Origin of the sequence: Pseudomonas sp. Z8(2022), from assembly GCF_025837155.1 — a bacterium.
GTDB lineage: Bacteria > Pseudomonadota > Gammaproteobacteria > Pseudomonadales > Pseudomonadaceae > Aquipseudomonas.
This window is the reverse complement of record NZ_CP107549.1, coordinates 2,496,234-2,513,653: the sequence shown is the minus strand read 5'-3', so window position 1 is coordinate 2,513,653 and position 17,420 is coordinate 2,496,234. Positions and strand designations below refer to the sequence as shown.

Below are 17,420 nucleotides of genomic sequence, written 5' to 3'. Positions count from 1 at the left end.
CTTACTCGGCTACGATTTCGGCCTTCTCGATGATCACGTCTTCCACCGGCACGTCCTGGTGGCCTGCTTTCATGGTGGTGGCGACGCCCTTGATCTTCTCGACAACGTCCATGCCTTCGACCACTTCACCGAATACGGCGTAGCCCCAGCCCTGAACGGTCGGCGCGCTGTGGTTGAGGAAGCTGTTGTCGGCGACGTTGATGAAGAACTGCGCGCTGGCCGAGTGCGGTTCCATGGTGCGGGCCATGGCAATGGTGCCGATCTTGTTGGCGACGCCGTTGTTGGCCTCGTTCTTGATCGGGGCGCGGGTCGGCTTCTGCTTCATGCCCGGTTCGAAACCGCCGCCCTGGATCATGAAGTTGCCGATCACGCGGTGGAAGATGGTGCCGTCGTAGTGGCCGTCTTTCACGTATTGCTCGAAGTTCGCCACGGTTTCCGGCGCCTTGTCGGCGAACAGGTTCAGGGTGATGACGCCGTGGTTGGTGTGCAGTTTGATCATGATCGTATCCGTGAAGAGGCAGGTTCGAGCCGATGGCTCCGGGTAAACAGCGCCTGTCAGGGTGGTGTGCACCCTGTCAGGGCCTTGACAGGTTGGTTATGATACGGACTTTGCCCGAAGCGGCCTACCCTGTGCCGCGCCAGTATTGTTAAGGACACCATGAGCAAGCCTACCGTCGAAAAAGCTGCCAATTTCCTGCGCCCCATCGTCCAGGCCGATCTGGACAGCGGCAAGCACGCCAAGATCGTGACCCGCTTTCCGCCGGAGCCCAACGGTTACCTGCACATCGGCCATGCCAAGAGCATCTGCCTGAACTTCGGCCTGGCCGAAGAGTTCGGTGGCGAGTGCAACCTGCGTTTCGACGACACCAACCCGGCCAAGGAAGATCAGGAGTACATCGACGCGATCAAGGCCGATGTCCAGTGGCTGGGCTTCCAGTGGGCGGGCGAGGAGCGCTACGCCTCCAACTATTTCGACCAGTTGCACGCCTGGGCCATCGAGCTGATCAAGGCGGGCAAGGCCTTCGTCTGCGATCTGAATGCCGAAGAGATGCGCGAGTACCGTGGCAGCCTGACCGAGCCTGGCAAGAACAGCCCGTTCCGTGATCGCAGCGTCGAGGAAAACCTCGACCTGTTCGCCCGCATGAAGGCCGGCGAATTCCCGGATGGCGCCCGTTCGCTGCGCGCCAAGATCGACATGGCCTCGCCGAACATTAACCTGCGTGACCCGATCCTCTATCGCATCCGCCATGCCCATCACCACCAGACCGGCGACAAGTGGTGCATCTACCCGAGCTACGACTTCACCCACGGTCAGTCGGACGCCATCGAGGGTATTACCCATTCCATCTGCACCCTGGAGTTCGAGGATCACCGCCCGCTGTACGAGTGGTTCCTGGAGAACCTGCCGGTGCCGGCGCAGCCGCGCCAGTACGAATTCGCCCGCCTGAACCTGAACTACACCATCACCAGCAAGCGCAAGCTCAAGCAACTGGTGGACGAAGGTCACGTCAAGGGTTGGGACGATCCGCGCATGTCGACGCTGTCCGGCTACCGTCGCCGCGGCTACACGCCGGCATCAATCCGCACCTTCTGCGACATGATCGGTGTCAACCGCGCTGGTGGTCTGGTCGACATCGGCATGCTGGAGTTCGCCATCCGTGACGACCTAGACGCCAACGCCTCGCGCGCCATGTGCGTGCTCAAGCCGTTGAAAGTGGTGATCACCAACTACCCGGAAGGCAAGGTCGAGAACCTCGAACTGCCGCGCCATCCCAAACAGGACATGGGCGTGCGCGTGCTGCCGTTCTCCCGCGAGATCTACATCGACGCCAGCGACTTCGAGGAAACCCCGCCGGACGGCTTCAAGCGCCTGATCCCCGGTGGCGAAGTGCGTCTGCGCGGCAGCTACGTGATCCGTGCTGACGAAGCGATCAAGGACGCCGCCGGAAATATCATCGAACTGCGCTGCTCCTACGACGAAAACACCCTCGGCAAGAACCCGGAGGGCCGCAAGGTCAAGGGCGTGATCCACTGGGTGCCGGCCGCAGGCAGCGTCGAGTGTGAAGTGCGTCTGTACGACCGTCTGTTCAAGTCCGCCAACCCGGAGAAGGCCGAGGAGGGCGGCAGCTTCCTCGACAACATTAACCCGGATTCGCTGGTGGTGCTCACCGGCTGCCGCGCCGAACCGTCGCTGGCCAAGGCCACCGCTGAGGACCGTTTCCAGTTCGAGCGCGAAGGCTACTTCTGCCTGGACAAGGATTCGACCGCCGATGCGCTGGTGTTCAACCGCACCGTGACGCTGCGCGATTCCTGGGGGCAGTAAATGGCACTGAGCATTTACAACACCCTGACCAAGACCAAGGACGTCTTCCGGCCGCTGGAAGGCAACCAGGTGCGCATGTACGTGTGCGGCATGACCGTGTACGACTTCTGCCACATCGGTCACGCCCGGGTGATGGTCGCCTTCGACGTGGTCACCCGCTGGCTGCGTCAGCGCGGCTATGACGTGACCTACGTGCGCAACATCACCGACATCGACGACAAGATCATCCGCCGCGCCAACGAGAACGGCGAGCCGTTCGAGGCGCTGGTCGAGCGCATGATTGCCGCCATGCATGAAGATGAGGCGCGTCTGAACGTGCTGCGCCCGGACATCGAGCCGCGCGCCACCCAGCATATCGACGGCATGTTCGCGATGATCCAGACCCTGATCGACAAGGGTTACGCCTACGCCCCCGGCAATGGAGACGTGTACTACCGGGTCGGCAAGTTCCAGGGCTACGGCAAGCTGTCGCGCAAGAAGATCGAAGATCTGAAGATCGGCGCGCGCATCGAGGTCGACGAGGCCAAGGAAGATCCGCTGGACTTCGTGCTCTGGAAGGGCGTCAAACCGGGCGAGCCGAGCTGGCAGTCGCCCTGGGGCGCTGGCCGTCCGGGTTGGCATATCGAGTGCTCCGTGATGTCCACCTGCTGCCTGGGCGAGACCTTCGATATCCATGGCGGCGGCCCGGATCTGGTGTTCCCGCACCATGAGAACGAGATCGCGCAGAGCGAGGCAGCCACCGGCAAGCTGTACGCCAATGCCTGGATGCACGCCGGCGCGGTGCGTGTGGATGGCGAGAAGATGTCCAAGAGCCTGGGCAACTTCTTCACCATCCGCGAGGTGCTGGAGAAGTACCACCCGGAAGCGGTGCGCTATCTGCTGGTGTCCAGCCACTACCGCAGCCCGATCAACTATTCCGAAGACAGCCTCAAGGAAGCCAAGAGCGCCCTGGAGCGCTTCTACAACGGCCTGAAAGGTCTGCCGGAAGCGGCGCCTGCCGGTGGTGAAGCCTTCGTCGAGCGCTTCGGCGCAGCGATGGACGACGACTTCAACTCGCCGGAAGCCTGCGCCGTGCTGTTCGAGATGATCCGCGAGGTCAATCGCCTGCGTGAATCGGACGTACAGGGCGCTGCCGGGCTGGCCGCTCAACTCAAGCAGCTGGCGGGCGTGCTCGGTGTGCTGCAGCTGGAGCCGGAGACCTTCCTCCAGGCCGGTGCTGCCGGCAAGGTCGATGCCGCAGAAGTCGAGGCGCTGATCGCCGCGCGTCTGCAGGCCCGCGCCGACAAGAACTGGGCGGAAAGCGACCGCATCCGTGACCAGCTCACGGCCATGGGCGTAGTACTGGAAGACGGTAAGGGCGGCACCACCTGGCGTCTGGCCGAGTAAGCCACATGCTCAACGACAAAGGCCGCTTTTCAGCGGCCTTTGTCGTTTCCAGAGGGCGTCACGCAGCGCCGGCTTAAAGCCGCTTACGGCTCGATCGCTTCGAGCAGTTGCAGCGCCAGGCGTACTCGCTCGGCATTGGGGTAGTTGCGGTTGGCGAGTATCACCAGGCCGGTGTCACGCGCCGGCAGCAGCAGGATGTAGGCGCCAAAGCCGTTGGTCGAGCCGGTCTTGTTCAGCAGCAGATCGCCCTTAGCTGGTTTGGGTTCGCTGAAGCGCTCCAATGGCTGAGGCTGCAGCGCCATTTCGGCAGAGTTGCCCGCCTGCAGCTTCTCCAGGTTGATGGGGTAGGCATAACGTTCCCAGCCCAGGGCCTGGGTCATGTCGCCAATCCGGTAATAACCGCGGTGGGTTGAGCTGATGGCCTGGCGCAGCGGTGCGGGCAGGTGATCCGGGTGCAGGTTGGCTTCGATGAAGCGCAGCATGTCGCTGGCGCTGGACTTCAATCCGTAGGCTTCGGCGTTCAGGGCACCAGGGCTTACCCGTACTGCCTTGTCGTCGCGGTAGCCCCAGGCATAGCGTGTCATCCGTTCGGTCGGTATCCGCACATAGCTTTCCTGCATGCCCAGTTGCGGCAGCAGTTCCTTCTCCATCAGTTGCTGAAACGGCTCGGCCAGGCTGGCGGCCGCCAGGTGACCGAACAGACCGATGCTCGGGTTGGAGTACAGCCGCCGTGTACCCGGCGGATAGACCGCCTGCCAGTTGCGGTAGTAACCGAGCATCCGCCGTTCATCGCTGACCGAATCCGGAAACTGCAGCGGCAGGCCGCCGGCTGTGTAGGTGGCCAGATCCAGCAGGCTGATGTGATCGAACGCGCTGCCCTGCAGTTCGGGCAGGTACTGGCTGGCATTGTCGCTGAGGTTCAAGGTGCCACGCGCTTCGGCGTAGGCGCCGAGAGTGGCGGTGAACAGCTTGCTGATCGACCCCAGCTCGAACAGGGTATGGCGGTCGACCGTCTGAGCGTTTTCGCGGGATGCCACGCCGTACTCGAAGAAGTGCTGCTGCCCCTTGTGACTGATGGCGACTGCCATGCCGGGTATGTCATAGATTTGCATCACCGGCCTTACGGCGGCATCGACCGCCTGATGCAGCTCGGCGAGTGCCGGTTGAATGCCCAGACACAGGCCGAGTGTGACGAGCAGGGGGCAAAGGGATGGGCGCATGAGCATTCCTTGTCAGTTCATGGGGGGCAGTCGGCGGGGAACCGAGGTCTTCTTGACGATGGCCGTATTGGTTTCGGCATAACCATTGATGCGGTCGAGCAGTTCGTCCAGTTGCTCCATGGAGCGTACGTGCAGGCGGGCGATGAAACAGTCCTCGCCGGTAACCTTGTCGCATTCGGTGAACTGCGGCGTGGCCTGAATCAGCCGCTCCACCTCCTGCAGCCTGCCGGGCAGAGGCCGCACCCGGACGATCGCCTGCAACTGGTAGCCGAAATGGCGAGGATCGATCTCCACGGTGTAACTCCTGAGCACTCCGCGTTCCTCCAGTCGGCGCAGCCGCTCGGCCACGCTGGGGGAGGACAGGCCACTGATCTGCGCCAGGGCTTTGAGCGAACGTCTCGAGTCTTCCATCAGCGCCGCGATCAGGGTTTGATCGATTTCATCGGTCATTGCAGGCCTCGTTAGGTAAAAGCCGGAATCTGTCGTTGCAAAAAAGGTTGGAGCGCGATTCTGCCTCAGATTCTCCATGGTGCTGGAAGTTTCAGCCTCGGATAATGAAGGCCTCTTTCGATGAGGAACTCGCCATGAACGACAAGCTGAAACGCGGCTCGCTGGAAATGATCGCCGCAATGCTGATCTCGGGCACCATCGGATGGTTCGTGCTTGTGTCCGGCCAGGCTGTTGTCGACGTGGTGTTCTGGCGCTGCCTCATAGGTGGTGGCGTATTGCTGCTGGTTTGCGCGGGGCTAGGACTGCTGCGCGCCGAGCTCCTGGGGCGGCGTGTGCTGCTCCTGGCGGTGCTCAGCGGCGTGGCCATCGTCGGTAACTGGTTGCTGCTGTTCGCTTCTTATGCACAGGCCTCCATCGCCGTCAGTACTGTGGTGTACAACGTTCAGCCGTTCATGCTGGTGGGTCTGGGAGCGCTGTTTCTGGGGGAGCGCATCACCCTGCACAAGCTTGCCTGGCTGGTGCTGGCCTTTATCGGCATGCTGGCCATCGTCAGTGCGCATGGCCAGGGTGAGGTGGCGGGCAGCAATTACCTGCTGGGCATCGCGCTGGCGTTGGGCGCGGCGCTGCTCTATGCGGTAGCCGCATTGATCGTCAAACACCTCAGCGGTACGCCGCCGCATCTGATCGCGCTCGTCCAGCTGCTGACCGGCGTGCTGATGCTGGCCCCCATCATGGAATGGCAACTGCCGCAGGGTGAGGTGGCCTGGGCCAGTCTGGCGACTCTGGGCGTGGTACATACCGGGCTGATGTACATGCTGCTTTATGGCGCAATCCAGAAGCTGCCGACGGCGCTGACCGGCGCGCTGTCGTTCATCTATCCGGTCGCGGCGATTCTGGTCGACTGGCTGGCATTCGATCATTGGCTGGGCCTGCTGCAGTGGCTCGGTGTCATCGCCATTCTCCTTGCGGCGGCGGGCATGCAGCAGGGGTGGCGTTTCGGACTGCGGGCAAGGCGCGCCGTCAGGGTCTGACGCCCTGTTCACGCAGGCGCTTGTACAGCGTATTGCGGCTCAGGCCGAGGTGGCGGGCAAGGTAGGAAATATTGCCGCCGCAGGCCTGGTACTGGCTGGCCAGGTCAGCGTTGTCCACTGCGGTCGGCGCCTGCGATGGCGTCTCTGCCGGTAGGTCGAGGAAGAAATCGTCCGGCAGGTGTTCGGTGCGGATGGGCTGGTCATCGGCCATGGCCAGCGCCACGCGCAGAACACTGCTGAGCTGGCGCAGGTTGCCCGGCCAGGGATGGTGCTGAAACAGCTCCAGCACTTCGCTGCTGATGCCGGCACGCTGGTTGGGCTCACGGTGCTGTTCCCACAGTCGCTGGAACAGGGCCTGCTTGTCGCTGCGTTCGCGCAGCGGCGGCAGTTCCAGATTCAGCCCGCTGATGCGGTAGTAGAGGTCGGCGCGGAACTGACCGCTGTCGACATCCTGACGCAGTGGGCGGTTGGTGGCGGACACCAGACGCACATCCACCGGATGCAGCTCGCTGCTGCCCAACGGCTGTACGCAGCGCTCCTGTAGAACGCGCAGCAGGCGAGCCTGTACGCGCAATGGCATGTCGCCGATTTCGTCTAGAAACAGCGTGCCCTTGTGCGCCTTGCGGATCAGCCCGACATGGCCTTTCTGGCTGGCGCCGGTAAAGGCGCCTTTCTCGTAGCCGAACAGCTCCGATTCCACCAGCTCCGCCGGGATGGCCGCGCAGTTAACCGCGATGAAGGGCTGGTTCGCGCGCGAACTGGCGCGATGTAGCGCCCTGACGAAAACCTCCTTGCCGGCGCCGGTCTCGCCCTGCACCAGAATCGGGATGTCCTTTTCCAGCAGGCGTTCGGCCTGGCGAATGGCCTTGTCCATGCGCGCATCGCCCAGGCTCAGCGTGTGCAGATGGGGGGCCTGCGGCGCGCCCGTGGTGGCCTGCGGGCGGAAATCGCGAGGTTGCACGGGGGCTGGGCGGGCAGGGCGGCGTACCCGTGCGTGAAAGCGGAAGTGGCCGCTGGTGCGCAGGCTGAACGGCTGGCCGTCCGGCTGATTGAGCAATTGCTGCAGCGGTACGTCGAACAGCTGTTCGATGGCGCCGTAGGTCAGGGGCTGGCCGAGCAGGTTATCGGCGCGGCGGTTGGCCGAGACCACGTGACCACGTTCGTCGAAGACCACCAGTCCGGCCCAGGGGCTGTCGAGATTGTCCAGGCTGGTGTTGAAACTGAGCAGATGATACTGGTCGGCGAACAGCTTGAGGATCAGGCGGTTCTCCACCGACTGACTCATCATCTTGACCATGCCCAGGGTGTGCGCGGGTGGCAGGTAGCTGTCGCTGGACACGTCGAGCACGGCGATCATGCGCCTCTGCTCGTCGAAGATCGGCGAGGCGGAACCGGTCATGAAGCGGTTGGCCTTGAGAAAGTGTTCGTCGTGCTGGATATGCACGGCCTGGCCGCAACTCAGTGCAGTGCCAATGGCATTGGTGCCGGTGTAGCGCTCCAGCCAGCTGGCACCGGCGACGAAGCCTGCAGCCTGGCGCGGCTCGATGAAGCGCTGGTCACCCCAGGACTGCAGCAGCCGACCCTGCTCGTCGGCGAGCATGATCAGGCAGTTGGAGTTGGAAAGTATGGTGCCGTAGTAGGGCAGCACTTCCTGATGAGTGGTCTGCACCAGGGCCTGGCGGCTTTCCAGCAGGGCTGAAAGTTCGCCGGCGGAAGGCGGGTCGAAGCGGGGCGAACTCTGGTGGGTCAGCCCGTAGTCCCGGCAGCGCGACCAGGACTCCTGGATCAGGGTGTCGTGCGCGGGCGCACGGGCAGCTTCTGTCATGGTGCGATCTCTTCTTGTGGATTCGCGATCTGCGCCGCGATCGATCCAGTGTCGTTCAAGCCTGTTCAAAGTCAACGAACGAATTGTTCAGTTGTTCACATGCGACTGTTCAAAAGTGTTCAGTAGGAAGTCGGCCTGGCATTGCTCGTGCGTGGGTTTCTCATTTTTTATCAGGGAGATACGCGGTTGCAGCGGGTACTGGCACGCTTGTCGCTATCGATGTTCGCAATCGAATGGCACGACAAGAAAAAGGACAGGCCATGTCGCTCAAGCTCGAACACGTCACCCGTATCGTCGACGGCCAGGTGCATATCGATGATGCCTGCCTGAGTTTCGAACCCGGCTCCTTCAACGTCCTGCTTGGCCGGACCCTGGCCGGCAAGACCAGCCTGATGCGGCTGATGGCCGGGCTGGATCGGCCCAGCAGCGGCCGCGTGCTGATGAACGGCGCCGATGTCACCGGCGTGCCGGTACGTCAGCGCAACGTGTCGATGGTCTATCAGCAGTTCATCAACTATCCGACTCTGACGGTGTTCGAGAACATCGCCTCGCCATTGCGCCAGGCCGGTATGGCCTGGGAGCGGATCGTCGAGAAGGTCGAGGCCACGGCGCGCATGCTGCGTATCGACAAGCTGCTGTCGCGCTACCCGCTGGAGCTGTCCGGCGGTCAGCAGCAGCGCACCGCCATGGCCCGGGCGCTGGTCAAGGATGCCTCGCTGATTCTGTTCGACGAGCCCCTGGTCAACCTCGACTACAAATTGCGCGAAGAGCTGCGCCAGGAAATGCGCGAGCTGTTTCAGGCGCGCCATACCATCGCCATCTATGCCACCACCGAGCCCAACGAGGCGCTGGCCCTGGGCGGCACCACCACCATCCTGCATGAGGGACGGGTAGTGCAGAGTGGCAGGACCGCCGAGGTCTACCACCGTCCGCAACAGGTGCTGGCTGCAGAATTGTTCTCCGAGCCTGCGATCAACCTGATGCCGGGGCGCATCAGCGCTGCCGAGGTGAGCTTCGCCGATTGCGTGCACTTTCCGCTCAACCCCGACCTGCGCGGTATCGCCGAGGGCGAGTACCGCTTCGGCGTGCGCCCGAGTCATATCGGTCTGGTGCCATCCAACGACGATGATCTGGAGCTGGCGGTAACCGTGGAGCTGGCCGAGATCAGCGGCTCGGAAACCTTCCTCCACGTACGCAACGAGCAGTTCGTGCTGGTGCTGCATCTGCCGGGGGTACACGAGTACGCGGTGGATACGCCGATCCTGATCTACATCCCCACGCACAAGCTGTTCGTCTTCGCTGCCGACGGGCAGCTGGTGCAGGCGCCCAGCCGCCGTCAGGGGAGGGCTGCCTGATGGCCGAGATCCGTTTGCACAACCTGGCGCACAGCTACAGCGGTACGCCGAAAGCGCCGGAGGATTATGCAATCCGCGAAATGAACCACGTCTGGCAGCAGGGCGGCGCCTACGCGCTGCTGGGGCCGTCGGGCTGCGGCAAGTCCACGCTGCTCAACATCATCTCCGGGCTGCTCAGCCCGTCGCAGGGCGAGGTGCAGTTCGACGGCAAGGCGGTCAACGCGCTGTCGCCGCAGCAGCGCAACATCGCCCAGGTTTTCCAGTTTCCGGTGGTCTACGACACCATGACGGTGTTCGACAACCTGGCCTTTCCGCTGCGCAACCAGGGCATGGACGAAGCGCGGGTGATGAGCAAGGTGCACGAAATCGCCGAGGTGCTGGAACTGCACCCGCTGCTGCACAAGAAGGCGCGCAACCTCACCGCCGACGAGAAGCAGAAGGTCTCCATGGGACGCGGCCTGGTACGTGACGACGTGTCGGCGATTCTCTTCGACGAGCCGCTGACGGTGATCGACCCGCACCTGAAGTGGAAGCTGCGGCGCAAGCTCAAGCAGATCCACGAGCAGTTCAACATCACCATGGTCTACGTCACCCACGATCAGCTGGAGGCCTCCACCTTCGCCGACAAGATCGCGGTGATGTATGGCGGGCAGATCGTCCAGTTCGGTACCCCGCGCGAGCTGTTCGAGCGTCCCGGGCACACCTTCGTCGGCTATTTCATCGGCAGTCCGGGCATGAATCTGATCGACGTGCAGCGCTGCGAGGGCGGTGTGCGTTTCGCCGATACCGTGCTGCCGCTGCCCGCGGCGCTCAACCAGCGTCTGGCTGGACTGGACGGCCGGCGCCTGCAGGTGGGCATCCGCCCCGAGTTCGTGCATCTCTGGGATGGTGTCTACGAAGATGCGTTGTGTGGCTGGGTGCTGCATGTCGAGGACCTCGGCACCTACAAGATCCTCACCTTCGACCTCGATGGCCAGGTGCTCAAGGCACGCCTGCAGGAGGATCAGCCGGTGCCGCACGAGCGGGTCTACCTGAGCTTTCCGGCGCAATGGCTGATGCTCTACGCCGACGATTACCTGGTGGAGGTGACGCCATGAAGGTGCAGAACAACAAGGCCTGGTGGCTGGTACTGCCGGTGTTTCTGCTGGTGGCATTCAGCGCCATCGTGCCGATGATGACAGTGGTCAACTATTCGGTGCAGGACATCTTCGACCCGGCCACGCGCTACTTCGTCGGCGTCGACTGGTACCGCCAGGTGCTGCAGGACCCGCGTCTGCACGACTCGCTGCTGCGCCAGTTCATCTTCTCCGCCTGCGTGCTGCTGATCGAAATTCCGCTGGGTATCGCCATTGCCCTGTGCATGCCGACGCGCGGCCGCTGGGCTTCGCTGTGCCTGATCCTGATGGCCATCCCGCTGCTGATTCCATGGAACGTGGTGGGCACCATCTGGCAGATCTTCGGTCGCGCAGACATCGGGCTGATGGGCTGGGCGCTGAACGCACTGGGCATCAGCTACAACTACGCATCCAACACCATGGACGCCTGGGTCACGGTGCTGATCATGGACGTCTGGCACTGGACCTCGCTGGTGGCGCTGCTGTGCTACTCGGGGCTGCGCGCCATCCCTGACGTCTATTACCAGGCGGCGCGCATCGACCGCGCGTCGAACTGGGCGGTGTTCCGCCACATTCAGCTGCCCAAGCTGAAAAGCGTGCTGCTGATCGCGGTGATGCTGCGCTTCATGGACAGTTTCATGATCTACACCGAGCCGTTCGTGCTCACCGGCGGCGGGCCGGGCAACGCCACCACTTTCCTCAGCCAGACCCTGACACAGATGGCCATCGGCCAGTTCGACCTGGGTCCGGCTGCAGCGTTCTCGCTGGTCTACTTCCTGATCATCCTGCTGGTGTCCTGGCTGTTCTACACGGCCATGACCCACGACGACAAAACCCGCTGAGGCCGACCATGATGCTGCGCAAACGTCTGGCACTGCTGATCTACTTCCTGTTCCTGCTGGTGCCCATCTACTGGCTGCTGAACATGTCGTTCAAGAGCAACACCGAGATTCTCGGTGCGCTGAGCCTGTGGCCGCAGAATTTCACCCTGGACAACTACCGGGTGATCTTCACCGACCGCAGCTGGTACGAGGGCTATCTCAACTCGCTGTACTACGTCAGCCTGAACACACTGATCTCGCTCAGCGTGGCGCTGCCGGCGGCCTACGCGTTCTCGCGCTACCGCTTCCTCGGCGACAAACACCTGTTCTTCTGGCTGCTGACCAACCGCATGGCGCCGCCGGCGGTGTTCCTCCTGCCGTTCTTCCAGCTGTACTCGTCCATCGGCCTCTTCGATACGCATATCGCCGTGGCGCTGGCGCACTGCCTGTTCAACGTGCCGCTGGCGGTGTGGATTCTCGAGGGTTTCATGTCCAGCGTGCCCAAGGAAATCGACGAGACGGCCTATATCGACGGCTATAGCTTCCCGAAATTCTTCGTGAAGATCTTCATCCCGCTGATCCGCTCCGGCATCGGCGTCACCGCCTTCTTCTGCTTCATGTTCTCCTGGGTCGAGCTGCTGCTGGCGCGCACCCTCACGTCGGTGGAGGCCAAGCCCATCGCAGCGGTGATGACCCGTACCGTGTCCGCTTCGGGTATCGACTGGGGCGTGCTGGCTGCTGCCGGGGTGCTGACCATCATCCCGGGGATGCTGGTGATCTGGTTCGTTCGCAACCATGTGGCCAAGGGTTTCGCCCTCGGTCGCGTGTAAGGGAGGTTAATCATGAGCTGGATGGCCTGGACTCTGCCGACCGCGCTGTTCTTCGCCGGCATCGCCGTGCTGCTGGCCGGCATGACGCTGGTCGAGCTGCGCTGGCCGTGCGTCGAGCGCAAGGGTTTTCTGCCGATCGCCACCACCCGGGGTGATCGGCTTTTTATCGGTCTGCTCGGCAGCGCCTATCTGCACCTGCTGGTGATAGGCGTGACCGACTGGAGCGTGTGGATAGCCTCGCTGCTATCGCTGTTGTGGTTGTGCGCAGTCATGCGTTGGGGCTGAGCCGGGCTGCCGCCGGTATGCCTCTCCCCATATCCTGAGATGGAGGTCTCTATGTTCGACAATAACAACAAGACCCGACATAGCATGGCGTTGGCCGCCTTGCTGGCGTTGTCCGGTTTGAGCGGTGCGGCCTGGGCGGATGCCTATGAAGAAGCCGCGAAGAAGTGGATCGCCGAGGAGTTCAACCCCTCGACCCTGACGCCCGAGCAGCAGCTCGAAGAGCTGAAATGGTTCATCAAGGCCGCCGAGCCGTTTCGCGGCATGAACATCAGCGTGGTGTCGGAAACCATCACCACCCACGAGTACGAGTCCAAGGTGCTGGCCAAGGCCTTCAGCGAGATCACCGGGATCAAGCTCAAGCACGACCTGCTGCAGGAAGGCGACGTGGTCGAGAAGCTGCAGACGCAGATGCAGTCGGACAAGAACATCTACGACGGCTGGGTCAACGACTCCGACCTGATCGGCACCCATGCGCGCTACGGCAAGGCGATGGCGATCAGCGACATGATCGAAGGCGAGGCCAAGGATTTCACCTCGCCGACCCTGGATCTCGAGGACTTCATCGGCATTTCCTTCACCACCGGGCCGGACAAGAAGATCTACCAGCTGCCCGATCAGCAGTTCGCCAACCTCTACTGGTTCCGCGCCGACTGGTTCGAGCGCCCGGAGCTGAAGGCCAGGTTCAAGGAAATCTACGGCTACGAGCTGGGTGTGCCGGTGAACTGGTCGGCCTACGAGGACATCGCCGAGTTCTTCTCCAAGCACGTCAAGGAAATCGATGGCCAGCGCGTCTACGGCCACATGGACTACGGCAAGAAGGACCCGTCGCTGGGCTGGCGCTTCACCGACGCCTGGTTCTCCATGGCCGGCGGTGGCGACAAGGGCCTGCCCAACGGCCTGCCGGTAGACGAGTGGGGTATTCGTGTAGACGGCTGCCGTCCGGTGGGCTCCAGCGTTGCCCGTGGCGGCGACACCAACGGTCCGGCTGCGGTTTACGCCACGCAGAAATACGTCGACTGGATGCGCCAGTATGCGCCGCCGGAAGCGCAGGGCATGACCTTCTCCGAGGCAGGTCCCGTGCCGGCGCAGGGGGCTATCGCCCAGCAGATCTTCTGGTACACCGCCTTCACCGCCGACATGACCAAGCCGGGCCTGCCGGTGGTGAACGAGGACGGCACGCCGAAATGGCGCATGGCGCCGTCGCCCAAGGGGCCGTACTGGGAGGAGGGCATGAAGCTGGGCTATCAGGATACCGGCTCCTGGACCTTCCTCAAGTCCACTCCGGAGAAACAGCGTCTGGCGGCCTGGCTCTACGCCCAGTTCGTCACTTCCAAGACCGTTTCGCTGAAGAAGACCCTGGTCGGCCTGACGCCGATCCGCGAGTCGGACATCAACTCCGAGGCGATGAGCGAAGTGGCGCCGAAACTGGGCGGTCTGGTCGAGTTCTACCGCAGCCCGGCGCGCGTGCAGTGGACGCCGACCGGCACCAACGTGCCGGACTACCCGCGCCTGGCTCAGCTGTGGTGGCAGTTCATCGCCGAAGCTGCCAGCGGCGACAAGACCCCGCAGCAGGCGCTCGATGGTCTGGCTGCAGCGCAGGACACCATGCTTGGGCGTCTGGAGCGCTCCGGTGTGCTGGGTGAATGCGGGCCGAAGCTGAACGAGCCGCGTGATCCGCAGTACTGGTTCGACCAGCCGGGCGCGCCGAAGCCGAAGCTGGCCAACGAGAAGCCCAAGGGCGAAACCATCGCCTACGACGAGCTGCTCAAATCCTGGGAGCAGGCGCGTAACTGATCTGTACGGCAGAAACGACAACGGCACCCTCGGGTGCCGTTGTTCATTGTGCTGCGCTGCCTATTTATGCAGGTGTTCGGCAGCGTGCAGGGTGTTTTCCAGTAGGCCGGCACGGGTCATCGGGCCAACGCCGCCTGGCACTGGGGTGATCCAGCCGGCGCGGGGCAGGGCGGTCTCGTAGACCACGTCGCCGACCAGCTTGCCATCGTCCTGGCGGTTGATGCCGACGTCGATGACGATGGCGCCTTCCTTGATCCACTCGCCCTTGACCAGTCCCGGTTTACCAGCGGCGACCACGACGATATCGGCCTGACCGACGTGATGAGCCAGATCCTTGGTGAAACGGTGAGTGACGGTCACGGTGCAGCCGGCCAGCAGCAGTTCCATGGCCATTGGTCGACCAACGATATTCGAGGCCCCGACCACCACGGCGTGCAGGCCGTAGAGATTGACACCGGTGCTTTCCAGCAGGGTCATGATACCTTTCGGTGTGCAGGGGCGCAGCAGCGGCATGCGCTGAGCCAGACGGCCGATGTTGTAGGGGTGAAAACCGTCCACGTCCTTGTCCGGGCGAATGCGCTCGAGCAGCAGGGAGGAATCCAGATGTTCCGGCAACGGCAGCTGAACCAGAATGCCGTCGATGGTCGGATCTTCGTTGAGCTCATCGATCAGGGCGAGCAGGTCGGCCTGGCTGGTCTCGGTCGGCAGGTCGTAGGCGCGCGACAGGAAGCCGACTTCTTCGCAATCCTTGCGTTTATGTGACACATAGACCTGGGAGGCGGGATCGGTACCAACCAGGATCACGGCCAGGCCTGGCGCACGCAGGCCTTGCTGGCGGCGTTCGGCGACACGTTGGGCAATCTGCTGGCGGAGGCTGGCGGCGATCGCCTTGCCGTCGATCAGTTGTGCGGTCATTGCGCTGGTTAACCATTAATAAGGATGAAAAAAGGACGCGCATTCTCTCACGGGCATGCGATGGGGCAAAGGCGGTTGCCGCGGTTTTCGCGTAACTCCTTTATATAGCTGAACTTTTTTGAAAATTTATGTTGACGGGTTCAGGGGGCGCCTATAACATTCGCCCCGCTTCTCAGGAACAGCCACTCGCTGGGTGAGACGGCAAAAGCCAAACCCTGGTGGTGTGGTCGGAGCCGAAAGCTTTCAAGTCTGCGCTAGCAGATGGATAAGCGCCCGTAGCTCAGCTGGATAGAGCATCCGCCTTCTAAGCGGATGGTCGCAGGTTCGAGTCCTGCCGGGTGCGCCATTTGGCGGTCAGGCAATTTGAGTAAGCAATGCAATATGGTGGGCGTAGCTCAGTTGGTAGAGCACAGGATTGTGGCTCCTGGTGTCGTGGGTTCGATTCCCATCGTCCACCCCATATTCCAGAACGCCAGGCCAAAAGCCTGGCGTTTTTGTTTTAAGCTTCAAACCACGCGGACGTGGTGAAATTGGTAGACACACCAGATTTAGGTTCTGGCGCCGCAAGGTGTGAGAGTTCGAGTCTCTCCGTCCGCACCATCTTACAAATCCTCCCGCATTCACGCCTGCTTCTAGGGTGACTTCTTAATATTGACCCTCTAGAATGCTTGGCCTTGAATTCGGGGCCGGTTCGAGCCGGCTTTTGTCTGTGCAACGAGGAATATCCATGCAAGTTTCTGTTGAAAGCACTTCTGCTCTTGAGCGCCGCATGACCGTCGGCGTACCCGTCGAGCGCATCGAGACTGAAGTCAACAAGCGTCTGCAACAGACTGCCCGTCGTGCCAAGGTTCCTGGCTTCCGTCCTGGCAAGGTACCGATGAGCGTTATCCGTCAGCGTTATGAAGATGCCGCTCGTCAGGAAGCACTGGGCGATCTGATCCAGGCGACCTTCTACGAGGCTGTGGTCGAGCAGAAGCTGAACCCGGCCGGTGCTCCGGCTGTCGAGCCGAAGACCTTCGAGAAGGGCAAGGATCTGGAATACGTCGCCACTTTCGAAGTTTTCCCCGAGTTCGAAGTCGCCGGTTTCGACTCCATCGCCATCGAGCGTCTGCAGGCTGAAGTGGCTGACAGCGATGTCGACAACATGCTGGATATCCTGCGCAAGCAGAACACCCGTTTCGAAGCTGTTGAGCGTGCCGCCGAGAATGGCGACCAGCTGAACATCGACTTCGTCGGCAAGATCGACGGCGAAGCCTTCGCCGGTGGCAGCGCCAAGGGCACTCAGCTGGTGCTGGGTTCCGGTCGCATGATCCCGGGCTTCGAAGACGCCCTGGTCGGTGCCAAGGCCGGTGAAGAGCGCGTGATCAACCCGACCTTCCCGGAGGACTACCAGAACCTCGATCTGGCCGGCAAAACCGCCGAGTTCACCGTGACCGTGAACAGCGTTTCCGCGCCGCAACTGCCTGAGCTGAACGACGAATTCTTCGCCCTATTCGGTATCAAGGAAGGCGGTCTGGAAGGTTTCCGTGCCGAAGTTCGCAAGAACATGGAGCGCGAACTGCGTCAGGCCATCAAGTCCAAGGTCAAGAACCAGGTGATGGACGGTCTGCTGGCTGCCAACCCGGTTGAAGTGCCGAAAGCGCTGATCGGCAACGAAGTGAATCGTCTGCGCGTGCAGGCTGTTCAGCAGTTCGGTGGCAACATCAAGCCTGATCAACTGCCGGCCGAGCTGTTCGAAGAGCAGGCCAAGCGCCGCGTCGTACTGGGCCTGATCGTTGCTGAAGTGGTCAAGAAGTTCGAGCTCAAGCCTGACGAAGCCCGCGTCCGCGAGCTGATCGAAGAGATGGCTTCGGCTTACCAGGAGCCTGAGCAGGTCGTTGCCTGGTACTACAAGAACGACCAGCAGATGAACGAAGTGCGTTCGGTTGTACTGGAAGAACAAGTTGTAGATACTGTTCTGCAGAAGGCCAACGTGACCGATAAAGCGGTTTCCTACGAAGACGCAGTCAAGCCGGCGGAAGCTCCTAAAGCCGACTGATCTGGTAACCTCGTTCGAGTACACCACCATAA

15 protein-coding genes and 3 tRNA genes are annotated in these 17,420 nt (G+C 62.2%); 13 read left to right on the top strand and 5 right to left on the bottom strand.

The genetic code is table 11. From position 1 onward, the window contains the following. Position 1 precedes the first annotated feature (1 nt). Positions 2-499: a peptidylprolyl isomerase gene (locus OEG79_RS11920; protein WP_264145229.1), complete on the bottom strand. Its 498-nt coding sequence runs from the start codon at positions 497-499 to the stop codon at positions 2-4. 159 nt (positions 500-658) lie between these two features. Between OEG79_RS11920 and OEG79_RS11915 the strand changes: the two genes are divergently transcribed. Together OEG79_RS11915 and cysS are read left to right on the top strand one after the other, a co-directional pair. Continuing rightward, entirely contained in the window at positions 659-2,323 is a 1,665-nt protein-coding gene (locus tag OEG79_RS11915; RefSeq protein ID WP_264145228.1) for a glutamine--tRNA ligase/YqeY domain fusion protein, read from the top strand. Next, the gene (gene cysS / locus OEG79_RS11910) at positions 2,324-3,709 is read left to right on the top strand and encodes a cysteine--tRNA ligase (protein ID WP_264145227.1); all 1,386 of its coding nucleotides are present in this window, start codon (positions 2,324-2,326) and stop codon (positions 3,707-3,709) included. 83 nt (positions 3,710-3,792) lie between these two features. On the opposite strand, the gene ampC is transcribed toward cysS, so the two are convergent. Beyond that, the gene (gene ampC, locus OEG79_RS11905; RefSeq protein ID WP_264145226.1) at positions 3,793-4,929 is read right to left on the bottom strand and encodes a class C beta-lactamase; all 1,137 of its coding nucleotides are present in this window, start codon (positions 4,927-4,929) and stop codon (positions 3,793-3,795) included. A 12-nt stretch (positions 4,930-4,941) separates the two neighbouring features. Next, positions 4,942-5,379: an Lrp/AsnC family transcriptional regulator gene (locus tag OEG79_RS11900; protein WP_264145225.1), complete on the bottom strand. Its 438-nt coding sequence runs from the start codon at positions 5,377-5,379 to the stop codon at positions 4,942-4,944. 134 nt (positions 5,380-5,513) lie between these two features. Between OEG79_RS11900 and OEG79_RS11895 the strand changes: the two genes are divergently transcribed. After that, on the top strand, positions 5,514-6,410 hold the full coding sequence (locus OEG79_RS11895; protein WP_264145224.1) for a DMT family transporter: 897 nt from the start codon (positions 5,514-5,516) through the stop codon (positions 6,408-6,410). Here the strand turns inward: OEG79_RS11895 and OEG79_RS11890 are convergent. Further along, positions 6,400-8,235, bottom strand: coding sequence for a sigma-54-dependent Fis family transcriptional regulator (locus tag OEG79_RS11890; RefSeq protein ID WP_264145223.1), 1,836 nt, complete (start codon positions 8,233-8,235; stop codon positions 6,400-6,402). The genes OEG79_RS11895 and OEG79_RS11890 overlap by 11 nt on opposite strands. Before the next feature lie 260 nt (positions 8,236-8,495). Between OEG79_RS11890 and OEG79_RS11885 the strand changes: the two genes are divergently transcribed. From OEG79_RS11885 to OEG79_RS11860, 6 genes are read left to right on the top strand one after another with little or no spacing between them, the layout of a single operon-like run. Further along, entirely contained in the window at positions 8,496-9,590 is a 1,095-nt protein-coding gene (locus OEG79_RS11885) for an ABC transporter ATP-binding protein (protein WP_264145222.1), read from the top strand. Further along, a complete protein-coding gene (locus OEG79_RS11880; RefSeq protein ID WP_264145221.1) occupies positions 9,590-10,687 on the top strand; it encodes an ABC transporter ATP-binding protein in 1,098 nt (365 codons plus the stop codon). The genes OEG79_RS11885 and OEG79_RS11880 overlap by 1 nt, the downstream gene beginning before the upstream one ends. Further along, the gene (locus tag OEG79_RS11875; protein ID WP_264145220.1) at positions 10,684-11,547 is read left to right on the top strand and encodes a carbohydrate ABC transporter permease; all 864 of its coding nucleotides are present in this window, start codon (positions 10,684-10,686) and stop codon (positions 11,545-11,547) included. The genes OEG79_RS11880 and OEG79_RS11875 overlap by 4 nt, the downstream gene beginning before the upstream one ends. Before the next feature lie 8 nt (positions 11,548-11,555). Next, positions 11,556-12,356 (top strand): carbohydrate ABC transporter permease, encoded by an 801-nt coding sequence (locus OEG79_RS11870; protein WP_264145219.1) that lies wholly within the window; start codon positions 11,556-11,558, stop codon positions 12,354-12,356. A gap of 12 nt (positions 12,357-12,368) precedes the next feature. Continuing rightward, entirely contained in the window at positions 12,369-12,641 is a 273-nt protein-coding gene (locus OEG79_RS11865) for a DUF2160 domain-containing protein (protein WP_037053054.1), read from the top strand. Between the two features lie 51 nt (positions 12,642-12,692). Beyond that, positions 12,693-14,435, top strand: coding sequence for an ABC transporter substrate-binding protein (locus OEG79_RS11860; RefSeq protein WP_264145218.1), 1,743 nt, complete (start codon positions 12,693-12,695; stop codon positions 14,433-14,435). 60 nt (positions 14,436-14,495) lie between these two features. Here OEG79_RS11860 and folD read toward each other — a convergent pair whose 3' ends face one another. Beyond that, positions 14,496-15,350, bottom strand: a complete 855-nt coding sequence (folD, locus tag OEG79_RS11855; RefSeq protein ID WP_264145217.1) for a bifunctional methylenetetrahydrofolate dehydrogenase/methenyltetrahydrofolate cyclohydrolase FolD — start codon at positions 15,348-15,350, stop codon at positions 14,496-14,498. A 269-nt stretch (positions 15,351-15,619) separates the two neighbouring features. Here folD and OEG79_RS11850 point away from each other — a divergent pair. From OEG79_RS11850 to tig, 4 genes are all read left to right on the top strand, one after another. Further along, a tRNA-Arg gene (locus OEG79_RS11850) sits at positions 15,620-15,696 on the top strand. A 38-nt stretch (positions 15,697-15,734) separates the two neighbouring features. Further along, positions 15,735-15,810: transfer RNA gene (locus tag OEG79_RS11845), tRNA-His, on the top strand. A 55-nt stretch (positions 15,811-15,865) separates the two neighbouring features. After that, positions 15,866-15,950, top strand: a tRNA-Leu gene (locus OEG79_RS11840). Positions 15,951-16,077: 127 nt separating this feature from the next. Further along, positions 16,078-17,388, top strand: coding sequence for a trigger factor (gene tig, locus OEG79_RS11835; RefSeq protein WP_264145216.1), 1,311 nt, complete (start codon positions 16,078-16,080; stop codon positions 17,386-17,388). The last annotated feature ends 32 nt before the right edge of the window (positions 17,389-17,420 follow it).

Coding starts and splice junctions, on each gene's coding strand:
- OEG79_RS11920 (WP_264145229.1), bottom strand. CDS start 499: ATGATCAAACTGCACACCAACCACGGCGTCATCACCCTGAACCTGTTC.
- OEG79_RS11915 (WP_264145228.1), top strand. CDS start 659: ATGAGCAAGCCTACCGTCGAAAAAGCTGCCAATTTCCTGCGCCCCATC.
- cysS (WP_264145227.1), top strand. CDS start 2,324: ATGGCACTGAGCATTTACAACACCCTGACCAAGACCAAGGACGTCTTC.
- ampC (WP_264145226.1), bottom strand. CDS start 4,929: ATGCGCCCATCCCTTTGCCCCCTGCTCGTCACACTCGGCCTGTGTCTG.
- OEG79_RS11900 (WP_264145225.1), bottom strand. CDS start 5,379: ATGACCGATGAAATCGATCAAACCCTGATCGCGGCGCTGATGGAAGAC.
- OEG79_RS11895 (WP_264145224.1), top strand. CDS start 5,514: ATGAACGACAAGCTGAAACGCGGCTCGCTGGAAATGATCGCCGCAATG.
- OEG79_RS11890 (WP_264145223.1), bottom strand. CDS start 8,235: ATGACAGAAGCTGCCCGTGCGCCCGCGCACGACACCCTGATCCAGGAG.
- OEG79_RS11885 (WP_264145222.1), top strand. CDS start 8,496: ATGTCGCTCAAGCTCGAACACGTCACCCGTATCGTCGACGGCCAGGTG.
- OEG79_RS11880 (WP_264145221.1), top strand. CDS start 9,590: ATGGCCGAGATCCGTTTGCACAACCTGGCGCACAGCTACAGCGGTACG.
- OEG79_RS11875 (WP_264145220.1), top strand. CDS start 10,684: ATGAAGGTGCAGAACAACAAGGCCTGGTGGCTGGTACTGCCGGTGTTT.
- OEG79_RS11870 (WP_264145219.1), top strand. CDS start 11,556: ATGATGCTGCGCAAACGTCTGGCACTGCTGATCTACTTCCTGTTCCTG.
- OEG79_RS11865 (WP_037053054.1), top strand. CDS start 12,369: ATGAGCTGGATGGCCTGGACTCTGCCGACCGCGCTGTTCTTCGCCGGC.
- OEG79_RS11860 (WP_264145218.1), top strand. CDS start 12,693: ATGTTCGACAATAACAACAAGACCCGACATAGCATGGCGTTGGCCGCC.
- folD (WP_264145217.1), bottom strand. CDS start 15,350: ATGACCGCACAACTGATCGACGGCAAGGCGATCGCCGCCAGCCTCCGC.
- tig (WP_264145216.1), top strand. CDS start 16,078: ATGCAAGTTTCTGTTGAAAGCACTTCTGCTCTTGAGCGCCGCATGACC.